Origin of the sequence: Acinetobacter halobius (assembly GCF_044130335.1) — a bacterium.
Classification (GTDB): domain Bacteria; phylum Pseudomonadota; class Gammaproteobacteria; order Pseudomonadales; family Moraxellaceae; genus Acinetobacter.
The window spans coordinates 44,282-59,986 of the sequence record NZ_JBIQOD010000012.1; the positions used below are offsets into that span (position 1 = coordinate 44,282).

Below are 15,705 nucleotides of genomic sequence, written 5' to 3' on the forward strand. Positions count from 1 at the left end.
TAGGGCGATCAGATCACTTCACTTGGGAATAATGCATCCGCAAACAGTGTACGAAGTTCAGCTTTTACAATCTTCCCCGTACCATTAATGGGTAAAGCATCCACAAAAATGACTGCATCAGGAATCTGCCAACGCGCAAGTTTATTTTCAAAATAGGCCCGTGTTTCTTCTTCGGTTAGCGTTGAGTTTTCTTGTTTCACGGCAATTAGAATTGGACGTTCATCCCATTTTGGATGACGCGCGGCAATCGCTGCTGCCATACGAATTTCAGGGTGGCCGAAGGCAATATTTTCAATTTCAACCGAAGAAATCCACTCACCGCCTGATTTGATCAGATCTTTGGCACGGTCGCAAATGGTCATATAGCCATCTGCATCAAGGGTAGCGATGTCGCCTGTATCAAACCAACCATCTGCTGTGGCGGCACTTTTTTCTTGATTGAAATAGTGATCAACAATCCAAGCACCACGGACTTGTAGATTGCCTTGGGTCTGACCATCGTTTGGCAATGGGCTCAGGCTATCACCATCCACAATACGGAGTTCAACACCAAAAGGTGGACGACCTTGCGTCAAACGCAGTTGTTCAAACTCTTCAGCACTTAAAGAGGCATGTTTTGCTTTAGGCTGGTTGACTGTACCAAGTGGACTAGTTTCTGACATGCCCCAAGCATGAATGGTGTCACATGCGTAATTGTCTTTAAAATCGCGAATGATGGATGGTGGGCAAGCGGCACCGCCAACGACATTTCGGTTCATACTGGCTAAAGTTGTGCCACGCTTTTTCGCCGTTGCCAGTAAACCTTGCCAAATGGTTGGAACGCCTAAAGCCACGGTTACTTTATAGTCGTCAATTAAGCTGACTAGGCTGTCCCCATCAAGATTTGGTCCAGGAAGGACAACACTTGAACCTACCATGGCTGCTGCATAGGGGACTCCCCATGCATTTACGTGGAACATTGGCACCACAGGCATGACCGTATCATTGGCAGATAAATTTAAAGAATCTGGCAAAGCAATTGCCATGCTATGCAGTAAAGTAGAACGATGGCTGTACAACACTCCTTTAGGATTACCTGTTGTACCTGAGGTATAACATAATGAACTTGGAGTTTCTTCACTCAGCTGTGGCCAGTTAAAGTCAGTAGATTGATTTAGAATTAACTCATCATAGAAAATGACATTTGGTAGTACGGCCAAGACTTTTTCATCAGGTGAACCGTAGCAAATGAATTTTTCTACAGTGGGTACCTTGTCTTGAATCGCAGTGATTAAAGGTAAAAAGGTTGAGTCAAAGAAAATCACTTTGTCTTGCGCGTCATTAATAATAAAAATCAGCTGCTCGGGGAATAAGCGTGGATTAATGGTATGACAAACATAGCCACTCCCTGAAATTGCATACCAAGACTCTAAATGGCGGTGATTGTTCCATGCGATCGTGGCAAGGCGGTCACCTAAGTCAAGGTGAAATGTTTTCAATGCGTGAGCAAGACGTTTGCTATTTTGTTGAACTTCGTGCCAATTGGTCGTGGTGATTTGTCCAGTGACTTCTCGAGAAATAATGGTGGTATCAGCATGATATCTTGCAGCATGCTCAATTAAGTTACTAATTAACAAAGATTGGTGCATCATTTTGCCAAACATTTCGGTCATCCTTGGATTGAATCATTGTTTTATAAATGAGGTTTTTAAGGTGAGTTAAAAACCTTTCGGCTTTTATTGAGCGCTCATTACAACTTCTGAGCCAGGCTTGATATAACCTGGCATTTTCTGTCCTGTTTGTTCTGCTATCACATGCAGTGTGCGCTCAATCCAGCCTGCATCCATAATGAACATGAGTGAGTCATCATCATTCAAATTCACATTTGCACCATCAATTACCATAAAACCTTCAGCCCCATCAGGTGTTGCTAAGGTGTGGATGGAACCTGCAGGTTCGAATAAATAGCTGCCCGCAGTTTGAACATCTTCTGGATATTCGACATAATGCCAAGAACCCGATGTGGTGTAAAAATGTACAATACCTGTATGGAAATGGCGCGGTAGCACTGTACCTGCATCAAAGCGTGCATAAATCACCCATTTACCATTATCAGGATCTAAAAAGCACGGTGTTACGTGTACACCTGGTAAAGCATTTTTGATTTCGCCATCTTTAATGTTCATTGTTAATAAGCGATCTTGATGTTTGATTGACTGTGCAATGCTCATGACAAACTCCATGTATGTCTTCAATTTTAAAAAACAGGTATCAATTTCTTGAAATATAGATAACTGTGATTTCCACTTTTTGAGCATAACAATCTTGTAGAGGATGCAAACCATTCGAAAGAATGGATTTTCTATGCTTTAGCTAAACTCTAAAAGAATGGTTTAAGGTATGGGGGATCATGATTTTGGCTCAATATCACCTTATTCCATCAAACAGGCCAGACTAATTTATCAATGTATTTGGTGTAGAATCGACTTAAGATGACCACTCCATGACAGTGTTGTGTTTTATGCAAAATTCAGGGAAATGAAGGTTGCTGCAACAATGTAATCAGAAAGATTGGATGAATAAAAAATGCAAGTGTTAAAGACCAAACTCAGTCGCCCAAGCATGGCAAGTGACCGAGCCATGCAACGACCTCAACTGCTCAGTCAGATGGTGAATTATTGTCAGTCTTCCTTGGTTTTTATACATGCTGCAGCTGGGTATGGAAAAACGACACTCATGTACCAACTGAGTGAAAGCCTTGCTGCAAATGGAAAAAGAGTGGGTTGGTTAACTTTAGATAGTGATGATAATGACCCTATTCGTTTATATCAGTATTTACAATTGGCACTACTTCCCAGAGAGCAGTTAGTCGCCATTGCACATGGTCAAATACATAAGCAACATATTATTGAACTCGCCCAACAAGTCGCTTTAATAGAGATTGATACCGTTTTATTTATTGATGAACTTGATGTTTTAGACAACCAAGAAAGCTTAAATATCCTGTGGTGGTTATATCAATATTTACCTCAAAATGCCCATTTGGTGATTGCTTCAAGGGTTAAACCAAACTGGAGTTTTGTCAAAGAGTATCTCTTAGGACGCTTAAAATGGGTAACGGAAGAGCATTTAAGTATCAAGTCGCAAGAAAGCCCTGAGTTAATTCACTTTTTACAACAACAAAATTTCGATCATGTAAGTTTAAGCCCTGAATTGGCGGAACAACTGATCCATAAAACAGAGGGGTGGTTTACAGGTATTCAGCTTACCAATTTATATTTGAAGGAAAATCAAGATATTCATGGGTTTATTCAAAATTTAAATGGTGCGCATCATCAGATTGTTAATTATTTGAGTGAGCAAGTTTTTTTACAGCAGGATGCTGAGATTCAACAATTTTTATTGCAAACTAGTGTCTTGAGAAAACTGAATGTGGCGTTGGTGATTGCACTTACAGCGAACAATACTGCACAGCAAATGCTAGATGCTATCAGTCAAAAGAGTCTGTTTATACAAGCTTTAGATGATCAAAGAATGTGGTATCGCATACATCATTTATTTCGAGATTTTCTACAAGCGAAGTTTAAACTTTTACAACCCGACTGCTATAAACAAATGCATTGTAAAGCAGCAGAATGGTTTAAGCAGCAACGTTATTTGATGGACGCGATCTATCATGCTCAGCAGGCAGAAGATCAACAACTGATTCTGTCTTTGCTCAATTCAGTTTGTCGTGAATTAATTTTAGAAGGGCGACATTATACTTTTTTGGAGTTAGTCAAACAGTTACCAGATGCTATTTTGCTGCAAAATCCTAAGTTACTCTATGACATTATTTGGTCTCTGGTGCTGACTCATCAAGCGACTTTAGCCAATCATTATCTACAGCTTTGGCATAGTGTTGATCAGCATGAGGCTTTGTTACAACATGAAGACCAATTGGGTTTAGCGCCTTTAATTGCCGTCTTGGAAGATAAGTTGGAACTCGCTTATACACAAGCACAGCAAAACTTGGTACAACTGGCAAGCACAGCCTATTTTTCTCGTGCTCCGCTTATTGGGATTGGGGCGCTCTATCAGATTTGTTCAGGACATATGACTGAAGGGCGGAAGCTACTCTTACAGACGCGTATTCTCTATTTGCAAGGCCATAACTTATATGGTTTAGCGATGGTCGATTGTGTTGATGCTTTATGTGACTATTTGCTTGGAGATTTAACACTTGCAGCAGAGAAATTTAGTCAAATTGGGCAAAGTGACGAATACCGTAATCTAGGCTTAGATGCGGATAATAAAGCGGCCATTATGAATATTCTGAGTAGTTTTAAAGCCGATCTATATTATGAAATGAATCGAATATCGCAGGTTGAAGATGCATTAATTGATTTCAATGGCGGTGACCATTTGGCCATGCCTGATATGGTTATGGTCGGCTATATTCTTCAGATGCGTTTAGCGACTTTGCGCCAAGATCAGGCCGCAATACAGCTGTGTTCAAATCAAGCCCATACCCGTAGTAGTCAATGGTCACTTCCACGACTTGCACATACGGTGCAACTTTATGTGCAACAACAGTTAAACCCTTATTCAGACTTGGTTGACGTTGGACAAGGCACCTTTAAACCTTTTCTAAATTTTACTCATTTGCTACGTGGGGACGATTTAATTCCTATTCGCACGCAAATTTTTACAGGCCAAGTACAGCCTGCTGTAGAGTATCTTAGTCAACAGTTAGACTTTTTTAAGATTTATCCTATACGGCAGGCACGAGTTCAAGTTTTACTGGCATTAGCACTATATCAGTTGAAACAGGCTGAACAGGCTTTAGACCATTTACAACAAGCGCTTGAGCGACTCATGCCCACACACGCTGTGCGCGTCATTTTAGATGAGCATCCGCTCATTTGGGATATGTTAGCTGATTTAAGTCAGCATCTAGCTCGACAGCAACAAAAACATCTGACCACGCTTATAGCGTATATCCAGCACTTACAAAAGTTGCATCAAACTGAAACCAGTGGGGGTGTTTCGTTAAATAGCACGAAGGTTGAACCTTTATCGAAGCGTGAAATACAAATTCTGGAAAAATTAAGTCAGGGCTGTACCGATGCAGAAATATCCGAGTCGATTTTTTTATCCATCAATACGGTGAAGTGGCATTTGCGTAAAATCTATAACAAGCTACAGGTACGATCAAGAATGGAAGCAGTGAATGAAGCCAAAAAACAGGGTTTAATTGAATAATTTGAGATCGCATCAGTTTTGTAGGTGGTGTTATTTGACAAGATCTTCAACAGCTTTTTGAAAGGACATATCACAAAGTATTCAGGGCAAGACTTAGCTCTTACCCTGAAATTTTGATTAGAGTGTTTCGGGTGTTCCAAACAGCTCAGTGAAAGCGTGGTCAGGTCGTGGTTGTTTCATAAAACTTTCACCGACCAAGAAAGCATGGATGTCATGCTCTTGCATCATCGCAACATCTGCAGGTGTTGCAATACCGCTTTCAGTGACCAGTAAACGTGAGGGTTCAAGCAGTTTTTTCAAACGAATCGAGGTATTTAGGTCGACATCAAAGGTTTTTAAATTGCGATTATTTACACCTAACAAACAACGTTCAGAGAGGCGTAGTGCACGTTCAAGCTCTGCTTCATCATGTACTTCAACCAACACATCCAAATTCTGCTCAAAAGCTGTTTTGGACATTTCTTCGAGTTGTTGATCAGATAAACACGCCACAATCAGAAGAATACAGTCAGCATGTAAAGCACGTGCTTCAATCACCCCATAAGGGTCAATTAGAAAGTCTTTACGCAATGCTGGTAGGCCACAGTGAGAACGTGCAATTTGGATGTTTTCATCGGCGCCTTGGAAGAAGTCGGCATCAGTAAGCACAGACAAACAGGCTGCGCCTGCTGCTTCATACTGTTGCGCAATTTCAGCAGGATCAAAGTTTTCACGAATGATCCCTTTAGACGGAGATGCTTTTTTAATTTCAGCAATCACACCAGGTTTTTTACTCAGTAAAGACTGAGCAAAACCACGTACAGGCGTTGCCTCAAGTGCCCATTCTTCAACATCTTTATAGCTACGTTGTTTGAGGCGTGCAGCAAACTCTTCCTGCTTACGATCTACAATTTTGCCTAAAATCGTATTTGCGATATCTACCATGACAAAATCCTGTCTATCAAGCGTCGTATTGTTTAAGAGTTTTAGTGAATTCGGCAAGGATGCTCATTTTTTCTAAAGCCTGACCACCATAGATAATGTCATGTGCCAAAGCCACACCTTGCTTATAGCTGGTGCAAAGTCCTGAGACATACAGACCAGCACCTGCGTTTAAAGCAATCATATTGGCTGCTTTTTCACCTTTTTCAGATTTCTTTTTACCTAAAGCATCTTTAATCAAAGTCAGGCTTTCCGCAGAGTCTTGGATCATCAAACCGGTTAAGGTTTGCGATTCGATACCAACATCTTCAGGTTGGATTTCCCACTCGACCACCTCACCATGTTTTAGTTCAGCCACATAGGTACTTGATGCAAGGCTAATTTCATCCAAACCATCTTTAGAATGAACCACCATGACATGTTCTGCACCCAGTTGTTTCATGACTTCTGCAATTGGACGGCACAATTCAGTCGAAAAGACGCCAATCACTAGACGTTTTACCCCAGCCGGATTCGTAAGCGGGCCGAGTAAATTGAAAATACTGCGGATGCCTAACTCACGACGTGGGCCGACTGCATATTTCATGGCCTTATGATGATTTGGTGCAAACAAGAAACCAACGCCCATTTCACGAATACAACGTTCAGTTTGTTGCATGTTTAAGTCAAGCTGGATGCCTGCTTGTTCTAACAAGTCAGATGAACCTGATTTGGTTGAAACACCACGGTTACCATGTTTAGCAATGGTTGCACCTGCTGCTGCAATCACAAAAGCCGATGCGGTCGAGACGTTAAATAAATTCTGACCGTCGCCACCTGTACCTACAATATCGACTAAATAAGGCACATCACTGACATCAATTTTGATGGCAAACTCGCGCATGACACGAGCTGCGGCGGTAATTTCATCAATACTTTCGCCTTTTAAGCGTAAACCCATCATCAGTGCACCAATTTGGGCATCTGTTGCTTCACCATTCATGATGGTACGCATGACCTCTTCCATTTGCGGTTGGGTCAATTCAATATTTTTGGTGATGTTATTTAAAGCCTGTTGAATATTCATTTTTCACTGCACTCATTTATGCATAAATTTCTAAAAAGTTCTTAAAGATTTGATGGCCATGCTGACTCAAGATAGATTCAGGGTGAAACTGAACGCCTTCAACGGCAAGCGTCTTATGTTTTACACCCATGATTTCTTCAATGGAACCATCTGTTTCATTGGTCCAGCAGGTCACTTCTAAGCATTCAGGCAAAGTTGCTTGATCAATCACCAGTGAGTGATAGCGCGTTGCTGAAAATGGAGACGGCAGGTTGCTAAAAATGCCTTTATTGGAGTGATGCATATCAGACAAACGACCATGCATTACTTTTTTGGCACGAATGATATCGCCGCCAAAAGCTTGACCAATTGCTTGATGTCCTAAGCACACACCTAATAATGGAATTTTTCCAGCAAAGTGCTGAATAGCTGGAATGGAAATTCCTGCTTCTGATGGTGAACATGGGCCAGGACCAATCACCAGATACTTAGGTTGCCATCGCTCAATATCTTCTAATGTCACGGCATCATTACGCACTACTTTTACTTCTTGATTTAACTCGCCAAAATACTGGACGATGTTGTATGTAAAAGAGTCATAGTTGTCGATCATGAGAAGCATTTTGAGCATAACCTCTTGAAATTTATTATAGTAATTAACATTGCTAAATAGTGTTTCTCACAATGTTACTCACTTTGCATAAAGTTATTAATAAGTGAAGGCCTGAAAAAAGCCACTTATTAGGCGGCTACTTTAGCATTTTTACTTTGTTTTGTGACAATTTCATTTACATAACTATCGAGCCAATAACTTCTATTAGGTAGCAATACCGCTATTTATAAAGATGAACTTGTTGGGAATGTCATCGAAGCTATTCAAAGCAGATCTAAACTTCAAAATCTACAAGAAGACATCAAGAAAAATTTGAATGACTATTTTGGCTTTAGGTATAGACAAAAATATTTAAAAAACTGAAGTCAATACTATGAACAGAATAGAAATCGAGCTGGCTCGCCCATACTGGTCATTAGTCTATAACGCTAGCGATAAAACCGTAGATGATGGCTACAGTATGAATTTGGGGGTACTTAAAAAAGTATTTGCGTCCCATAGTGCAGATAAGTTTGCTGCGAGTTTCAACCTGAATAACAAAGGGTATTTATAGCAGTGAAGTACAACCACTGGCGACATGGAAAGAAAATGATTATGTGCTGGTCAAAGTTCATCGCGATAAAGCCAAAGAGGCTTGTACCCAAAAATATATATTGAAGAAATAGATGTTGCTCTACTCAAAGCTGAAATTTCATTTTATATCGGTCAAATACTTGGCTAAATGTCGGTCTTTTTATTGATGTTGTTGTATCTCACTATGCAAAGCGAGCTTAATGGTAGGGCGAAAGTGCTTATGAAATTTTGTATAATTCAGTCTATTGTCTGCTTTGTGATTGCTTTCATTATAGTCTTGGGGCAAACAGCAACTGGACTTGATTTTATGTGTGATTTCGGTGTGTGAATGGCGATAAAGTCGAGTGAAGGTGTAAGAACAGTTCAACCACCAGTAAAATGTCACCAAAACAGAGCATATTTTTTTGAATAGACTGAACTATTCGGCTTGTAGCTACTTGTGTATTACGCTTTGTTGTTTTTTTATTTTATATAAAAACATATACTTGTAATCAATATGCAAGTTTTTTTAGATAATCTTCATTTGGAAATATGTGCAATATATAGAAATAAAGATCAAAATAATGGACGATATACTCGCATATTTTAGAAAAAATGAGTAAAAAAAGCACAGAAAATACAAAAACGCACCATTATGAATCATGCTGAAAATCTTTTAGATTAAATATCATGAAGCATGCGTGAATATGGTGCATTTAGTTTTTAGCTCAGTATAATAGAGTAAAAGCAAACGCTTCAAAACGGTTATTCTAATAAGGAATTCAACATTTTAGCTAAGCTTTTTAAAGTTGGTACGGTAATTGCTTTAAAAGAACCAACTACTAACACGCACTGAAGAGTGCAACAAAAAATCATCGGAGTAAAATGAGCATGGCGAATAAGGTCCTACAACTCATCCAAGAAAGTGGTGCAAAATGGGTCGATTTCCGTTTTACGGATACGAAGGGTAAAGAGCAACACGTAACTTACCCAGCAGATACTATCGATGAAGATACTTTTGAAGACGGTAAAATGTTTGATGGTTCTTCAATTGCGGGTTGGAAAGGCATTGAAGCATCAGACATGATCTTACGCCCAGATGCTGCAACTGGTTTTATTGACCCATTCTTCGCTGAGCCAACAGTAGTTGTTACTTGTGATGTTATCGAACCATCAACTGGTCAAGGTTATGACCGTGATCCACGTTCGATTGCTCGCCGTGCTGAAGAATACCTAAAATCGACAGGTATTGGTGATACTGCATTCTTTGGTCCTGAACCAGAATTCTTCGTATTTGACGAAGTGAAGTGGGAAGTTGATATGTCTGGCGCACGCCATACATTGATCGCGGAAGAAGCTGCTTGGTCTACAGGTAAAGATTACGAATCAGGTAACTCTGGTCACCGTCCACGTGTGAAAGGTGGTTATTTCCCAGTTCCTCCAGTTGACTCTTCACATGACATGCGTGCTGATATGTGTGCGCGTATTGAAGACATCATGGGCCCAGGTCGTGTAGAAGTACATCACCACGAAGTTGCATCTTGCCAGTTAGAAATTGGTGTAAGCTTCAATACAATGGTTCGTAAAGCAGACGAAGTACAACAGTTCAAATATGCTGTTTGGAACGTTGCACATCAATATGCAAAAACCGCAACTTTCATGCCTAAACCAATGGTGGGTGATAACGGTTCTGGTATGCACGTTCACATGTCTATCTCTAAAGATGGCAAGAACTTGTTTGCTGGTGATGAATATGCTGGTCTTTCTGAGATGGCGCTTTACTTCATCGGTGGTGTAATCAAGCATGCTCGCGCATTGAACGCAATTACTAACCCTTCTACTAACTCGTATAAGCGTTTAGTTCCACACTTCGAAGCACCAATTATGCTTGCTTACTCAGCACGTAACCGTTCTGCTTCTATCCGTATTCCTTACGTTTCTAGCCCGAAAGGCAAACGTATTGAAGCTCGTTTCCCAGATCCAATGATGAACCCGTACTTAGGTTTCGCAGCATTATTGATGGCGGGTATCGACGGTATTCAAAACAAGATTCACCCAGGTGAAGCTGCTGACAAGAACTTATATGATCTTCCTCCAGAAGAAGAAGCAAAAATCCCTACAGTTGCGCACAGCCTAGATATGGCTCTTGAAGCGCTTCAAGCGGATCATGAATTCTTACTGAAAGGTGGTGTATTCACTAAAGAAATGCTTGATGCATATATCGAACTTAAAACTGAAGAAGTGCGTCGCTTGAATACGACAACTCACCCAGTTGAATTTGATATGTACTACAGCTTGTAATTCTGAACTGAATTTCACTGTAAAAAACCCGCGCTAGTCGCGGGTTTTTTTGTATCATCTGTTTAACTTGAAAAAAAGTGATGAGAGTGATGGCACAACGTAAGAAGCACACCAGTTTTTATCCTTGGGTTGACCCTAAGAATCATGACAAAGGGTTTAAGTTAAATTTTTCGATGGTGACGTATATCGAAGTTGGTCGTACCTCTGAAGGTTATAAGCAGGCAGAGTTTGTTGCATTGAAAAGCCCTGAGTTGGCATTGGATTATGATTATCCCCAAAGTTTTTATTTGAGTGCCGAAGGTTTTATTTTAGTGAAAACACCACAAGGTACATTTAAAACCATTGCAAAGACAGATAATTGTTAGTGGCTGATCTTAGAATAGCATCAAAGGCATTTTCATAACTCAATAAGCGTGAAGTGCGCAGTAAAATCAATGGTACAGGTAGGCTTATGCAGCAGATTCCAACGGAACTAAAAACATGGTTATATGCTTCAGGTTCACTTACGCAACAACTAACGGATTTGGCAGATGGGGCGTTTAGGGTTCAACCCACCAAAGAGCATTTTCAGCGCCTTCAATTTATTGATGCTAAATGGATGAATATGCCGTATCAGCATATTTCATGGGTGCGAGAAAGTTTTTTATATGGCAGTGATGCAGAGCCTTGGGTTAAAGCTAAAAGTATTTTTCCGATTTTAAGTTTACGGGGTCGTGCTCGACTATTTAAACATATTGGAAAAAAACCTATAGGTTGGTTTTTATTTCAGCGTACCAATCCAGCATGTGAACGCCGTGTTATTTGGTTGGATGATGGCTGGACAAGACAGAGCTGTTATACTTGGCACGGCTGTAAGTTTATTGTTCAAGAAACGTTTTTAGCGAGCTTTGAACAGTTCTTGCAGAAGCAAAATTCAGCAAGTGAAGGACAGTCATGACCGCTGCACATCAGATTACTTGGCGTGAACGTTTAGAAGCCTATTATTATTTATGTCGTTTTGACAAGCCAATTGGTACGGAGTTGGTATTTTGGCCCACCATGTGGGCATTATGGATTGCTAACCGAGGTATGCCGACTCTAAACATCTTAATTCCGATGATTTTAGGCACAATTTTTATGCGTGCAGCAGGCTGTGCCATCAATGATTTTGCTGACCGTAAAGTTGATGCACATGTAGAACGCACCAAGACACGTCCATTAGCAACAGGGATTATTAGCGCTAAAGAAGCAATTTATGTGTTTTTAGCTTTGGTTTTCGCTAGTGCTTGTATGCTGTTGTTTTTACCAATTGAAACGTTCTATTGCTCCTTTGGCGCGTTGTTCCTTGCCTTTATTTATCCTTTTATGAAGCGCTATACCCATTTGCCACAGGTGTTTTTGGGTGCGGCATTTTCATGGTCAATTCCTATGGCCTATACCGCTGTTGGAGAGCCTTTAGGCCTTACATGTTGGTTGTTGTATTTTGGCAATCTTGCTTGGACAGTTGCTTACGATACTCAGTATGCAATCACTGACCGTGAATATGATTTAAAAATTGGCGTGAAATCAACAGCCATCCTATTTGGTCGTTTTGATATTCAAATTATTGCGCTATTACAAGTTGCGAGTGTTGTCTTAATTGGGACGGCACTTTACTTAGAAAGTTTATTGATACCGTTTGGTTTAATAGCATTATTTATGGTTATGCTGGATTTTCTTTACCAATGGACTAAAACCAGAGACAAAAATCCACAGCGTTGTTTTTGGGCATTTCGTCATAATCGTTGGGTAGGTTTGATTATTTTTGTTGGAATCTTTTTAGAATTAAATATTTAAAATAAACTTTTGTTCAAAAAGCATCCTATACAGGGTGCTTTTTTTATGCCTTAATAAAATGGCATGTAGTTTCATGCTTAAAAAACAATGATTAAAAAAGGATATTTTATGAAACATTCGAAAATAGCTTTAGCCCTGACAGTTGCTGTTTCAACACTGTCTTTAACCGCTTGTAATGATGATGACAATTCGTCTAGTTCACATCAACAATCAAGCTATGTGTCTGAAGGGAACTATGCTTTAGATACCGTGGAAAATAGTTCATCTATTAAAGTCATGACTTATAACATGACGAATGTGCAGGGGAAGACAGCGACCGCAACGGCAATGGTTTTATTTCCACAGGTAACTCAACCTAAAGATGGTTATCGTGTGGTGGTCTGGGAGCATGGAACGGTCGGAGGTGCAGATGATTGTGCCCCAAGTAAAAACGTCATTCATCCTCGCTTCAAAATTTTAGCAAATAGCTTATTAGCTGCAGGTTATGTCATTGTTGCCCCTGATTATGAGGGGTTGGGTACACCAGGTGTACATCCTTATTTGAACTTATCTAGTCAGGCTAATTCCGCAATTGCAGCGGTAAAAGCAGTAAAAGAGCATTACGGTAAGCAGTTAAATGGCGCTTGGATGTCGATTGGTCAATCACAAGGTGGGCATGCATCATTGGGTACAGCAGAATTTGCCAATACAGATACAACTTATAAGGGGGCAGTAGCAGGTGCACCTGCATCTAGTCTAGGGCAAATTATTCAAATTTATCTTGATCCACAGTTTAATCTGGATACGAATGGCGTGCCCAAAGCACATGGTCTTAATAGGTTAGATGAGCAATTACAACAGGTTCGCTATGCAGTTGCAAACAAGATCATTACAGCAGAAGAAGGACAAGCGACAATTGATCAAATTGCAGATGGTTATGCTGAACTTTTGGCTTATGCAGCACTGGCAAGCTCAGGTATTAAAGCGTATCAACCTGATTATGATTTAAAAAATATCTTTACCGCTGATGCTGCTGATATTGCAGAAAGTGCGTATGGTCGTAATGGTGATGATGGTGCCTGTTTGAGTTATCCAGAACCGAATAGTGCTAATGGATTACAAGAACAATTTAAAGCTGGCGTTGTAGAGTTTTTGGCAGATCCAACCCATTGGACTTCACAGTATGGTATTGATTTAAATAAAATGAAATCAGATCCAGTGGTTCAGAAATTCTTGGTTGATAATCAGCCTGCAACTAATGCGACTGCTGCGAAAGTGATTAAAACTCCTGTATTTATTATTCAAGGTGCAAATGATCAAGCCGTACTGCCTGTGGTAACACAAGCCTTATATGCAAACATGAAAGCGAACGCGACCAGCTACTTCCCGCAACAGGCTTATGCTGATGGTTATAAATTAACGATTGTACCGAATGCGAGTCACACCCAAGCTATTGTTTGTCAAAATGCAAATGCGGTTGATTTTATACAGACTTATATGTCTGCAGGGACAGGTATAGTGTTAACTGATGCAGAAAAAGATGCGAGTAGCAACCAACATTGCACAGGTATCGTGCCATCATAGTATAGATGGAATGATTTGATTGTAGAAAGAGCCTCATGATTAAGGCTCTTTTTGTTATAGTGTTGGCCCATTGAAATTTTAATATGTGAAAAATAGGCTTATTATGGTGAAATCAGCAAATAAATTAAGCCCAAAAGTCATACTGGTGGCAAGTCTAGGAATTGTGATCCCGCTTTTTATTTTGACGATGGCCTATTTAGCAGTAAAAAGTGATGCGAAAAACCAGGCTGAATATCAACGGATTAAAGAGAAGCAGCAGCAACTCATTCAAGAAAAAATGGCGGCTGAAAAGCGATTAGCAGAACAAAAGGCGAGTGGAGCAGTAGAGCGCTAGCTCATGCGCTTTTTGCAGAAGCAAAATAATCCAGTTGTTTGTGTAATTGTCGTATGCTGGGAATTTCAGTAAAACGTAGAACCATATAACCTGCTTCATTCAACATCGCATCACGCTCAGCATCTTCTTGTTCTTTGCCTAGGTGGGAAGGATCATCCAGCTCAATAATGACCACCACATCCAATTGCTCATTCAATAAAACAAAATCGGTAACTTTACGGTTAAATTTGGCCCGTATTTTATAGTGATCACTGGTAATCAACGAACTAAATGAAACTTGAGCGAGGATATGATAGCGCGGAAAGGCTTCTTTTAAGCGAATAAACATTTTACGTTCAAACGGCGTAATGACGTGTTTGGCATAAAATTTTTGCTTAGAGCGAAACAGGTCAGGGTAGACCATCATCACTAAGATAATAGTGGCGAAGCAGCCGATGATAAAAAAGATGATTTGACTCAGATTGAACACAATATTTTCTATCGCAAAGAAAAAACCCACTCGAATGGAGTGGGTTTTTAGAATTTTGGCTCTCCAACCTGGGCTCGAACCAGGGACCTGCGGATTAACAGTCCGTCGCTCTACCGACTGAGCTATTGGAGAATCTGCATGCATTCTATGTGCCAAAGCACGCAGGGTCAAGTCTTTGCGCTGATATTTTTATGAAATTTACGTTAAATGATTTAAAAATAAACGCTTTAGCTTTTATCGAAGCTGTGCTGAATACTATATCTTTAGCGTCATCAACTTAGCTTAATATTTAATGGTATTGGTCAGTTCTATGAAAACAAGGATTGAGAAGGAGTAGATGTGGGTTTCTTGATTGCACACTGATGATATAAAAGAAAAAAGCCCAAGGCATTGTGCTTGGGCTTTTTAAAATTTGGCTCTCCAACCTGGGCTCGAACCAGGGACCTGCGGATTAACAGTCCGTCGCTCTACCGACTGAGCTATTGGAGAATCTGAAATGCAGTATAGAGAAATTTATACATGGGTCAAGTTACAAAGCCCAAAAAAGCTAAATTTTAGATTAATTGTTTTTTTTCTAAGCAGATTGATAGGCTTATCTGCATTTTTAGGCAAAAGAGAAGGCGCTGATGTTTGAAAAAGTTGATCTATAAAAAAAGCCCAAGTCATTATGCTTGGGCTTTTTAGAATCTTGGCTCTTCCACCTGGGCTCGAACCAGGGACCTGCGGATTAACAGTCCGTCGCTCTACCGACTGAGCTATGGAAGAATAGTGGCTCTCCAACCTGGGCTCGAACCAGGGACCTGCGGATTAACAGTCCGTCGCTCTACCGACTGAGCTATTGGAGAATCTGATGCGCATTTTAGGGAGGA

The 15,705-nt window shown here is 40.3% G+C and carries 14 protein-coding genes and 4 tRNA genes; 8 read left to right on the top strand and 10 right to left on the bottom strand.

Features of this window, described 5'->3' with window-relative positions; translation table 11 throughout:
• Positions 1 to 8: 8 nt before the first annotated feature.
• On the bottom strand, positions 9 to 1,643 hold the full coding sequence (locus ACE01U_RS11475) for a long-chain fatty acid--CoA ligase (RefSeq protein ID WP_395579518.1): 1,635 nt from the start codon (positions 1,641 to 1,643) through the stop codon (positions 9 to 11).
• Between the two features lie 72 nt (positions 1,644 to 1,715).
• Positions 1,716 to 2,210 (bottom strand): 2,4'-dihydroxyacetophenone dioxygenase family protein, encoded by a 495-nt coding sequence (locus tag ACE01U_RS11480; RefSeq protein WP_395579519.1) that lies wholly within the window; start codon positions 2,208 to 2,210, stop codon positions 1,716 to 1,718.
• A 355-nt stretch (positions 2,211 to 2,565) separates the two neighbouring features.
• Here ACE01U_RS11480 and ACE01U_RS11485 point away from each other — a divergent pair, with 355 nt between their 5' ends.
• Entirely contained in the window at positions 2,566 to 5,223 is a 2,658-nt protein-coding gene (locus ACE01U_RS11485; RefSeq protein WP_395579520.1) for a winged helix-turn-helix domain-containing protein, read from the top strand.
• Between the two features lie 117 nt (positions 5,224 to 5,340).
• Here the strand turns inward: ACE01U_RS11485 and trpC are convergent, their stop codons facing one another.
• From trpC to ACE01U_RS11500, 3 genes are read right to left on the bottom strand one after another with little or no spacing between them, the layout of a single operon-like run.
• Entirely contained in the window at positions 5,341 to 6,147 is an 807-nt protein-coding gene (trpC, locus tag ACE01U_RS11490; protein WP_086208011.1) for an indole-3-glycerol phosphate synthase TrpC, read from the bottom strand.
• Positions 6,148 to 6,163: 16 nt separating this feature from the next.
• Positions 6,164 to 7,210: an anthranilate phosphoribosyltransferase gene (gene trpD / locus ACE01U_RS11495; protein ID WP_086208010.1), complete on the bottom strand. Its 1,047-nt coding sequence runs from the start codon at positions 7,208 to 7,210 to the stop codon at positions 6,164 to 6,166.
• A 16-nt stretch (positions 7,211 to 7,226) separates the two neighbouring features.
• Positions 7,227 to 7,811: an anthranilate synthase component II gene (locus ACE01U_RS11500; protein ID WP_086208248.1), complete on the bottom strand. Its 585-nt coding sequence runs from the start codon at positions 7,809 to 7,811 to the stop codon at positions 7,227 to 7,229.
• Between the two features lie 364 nt (positions 7,812 to 8,175).
• Here ACE01U_RS11500 and ACE01U_RS11505 point away from each other — a divergent pair, with 364 nt between their 5' ends.
• The 7 genes from ACE01U_RS11505 (at position 8,176) to ACE01U_RS11535 (ending at position 14,367) form a co-directional block, all read left to right on the top strand.
• Positions 8,176 to 8,355 (top strand): hypothetical protein, encoded by a 180-nt coding sequence (locus tag ACE01U_RS11505; protein WP_395579521.1) that lies wholly within the window; start codon positions 8,176 to 8,178, stop codon positions 8,353 to 8,355.
• An 884-nt stretch (positions 8,356 to 9,239) separates the two neighbouring features.
• Positions 9,240 to 10,655 carry a type I glutamate--ammonia ligase gene (glnA, locus tag ACE01U_RS11510; RefSeq protein WP_171264393.1) on the top strand — a complete coding sequence of 472 codons (1,416 nt, stop codon included), beginning with the start codon at positions 9,240 to 9,242 and terminating at the stop codon, positions 10,653 to 10,655.
• An 89-nt stretch (positions 10,656 to 10,744) separates the two neighbouring features.
• Positions 10,745 to 11,020, top strand: a complete 276-nt coding sequence (locus ACE01U_RS11515) for a hypothetical protein (protein ID WP_395579522.1) — start codon at positions 10,745 to 10,747, stop codon at positions 11,018 to 11,020.
• A gap of 86 nt (positions 11,021 to 11,106) precedes the next feature.
• On the top strand, positions 11,107 to 11,592 hold the full coding sequence (locus ACE01U_RS11520) for a chorismate--pyruvate lyase family protein (protein ID WP_119063114.1): 486 nt from the start codon (positions 11,107 to 11,109) through the stop codon (positions 11,590 to 11,592).
• On the top strand, positions 11,589 to 12,470 hold the full coding sequence (ubiA, locus tag ACE01U_RS11525; protein WP_086208004.1) for a 4-hydroxybenzoate octaprenyltransferase: 882 nt from the start codon (positions 11,589 to 11,591) through the stop codon (positions 12,468 to 12,470). The genes ACE01U_RS11520 and ubiA overlap by 4 nt, the downstream gene beginning before the upstream one ends.
• A gap of 108 nt (positions 12,471 to 12,578) precedes the next feature.
• The gene (locus tag ACE01U_RS11530; RefSeq protein WP_395579523.1) at positions 12,579 to 14,033 is read left to right on the top strand and encodes an alpha/beta hydrolase family protein; all 1,455 of its coding nucleotides are present in this window, start codon (positions 12,579 to 12,581) and stop codon (positions 14,031 to 14,033) included.
• 103 nt (positions 14,034 to 14,136) lie between these two features.
• Positions 14,137 to 14,367 carry a hypothetical protein gene (locus ACE01U_RS11535; protein ID WP_291374409.1) on the top strand — a complete coding sequence of 77 codons (231 nt, stop codon included), beginning with the start codon at positions 14,137 to 14,139 and terminating at the stop codon, positions 14,365 to 14,367.
• A 1-nt stretch (position 14,368) separates the two neighbouring features.
• On the opposite strand, the gene ACE01U_RS11540 is transcribed toward ACE01U_RS11535, so the two are convergent.
• The 5 genes from ACE01U_RS11540 to ACE01U_RS11560 all read right to left on the bottom strand — a co-directional run bounded on the left by ACE01U_RS11540 (position 14,369) and on the right by ACE01U_RS11560 (position 15,681).
• Positions 14,369 to 14,836: a DUF2726 domain-containing protein gene (locus ACE01U_RS11540; RefSeq protein ID WP_162622326.1), complete on the bottom strand. Its 468-nt coding sequence runs from the start codon at positions 14,834 to 14,836 to the stop codon at positions 14,369 to 14,371.
• Between the two features lie 56 nt (positions 14,837 to 14,892).
• Positions 14,893 to 14,968 (bottom strand) — tRNA-Asn (locus ACE01U_RS11545).
• A 281-nt stretch (positions 14,969 to 15,249) separates the two neighbouring features.
• Positions 15,250 to 15,325, bottom strand: a tRNA-Asn gene (locus ACE01U_RS11550).
• Positions 15,326 to 15,525: 200 nt separating this feature from the next.
• Positions 15,526 to 15,601, bottom strand: a tRNA-Asn gene (locus ACE01U_RS11555).
• Positions 15,602 to 15,605: 4 nt separating this feature from the next.
• Positions 15,606 to 15,681, bottom strand: a tRNA-Asn gene (locus ACE01U_RS11560).
• Positions 15,682 to 15,705 lie beyond the last annotated feature (24 nt).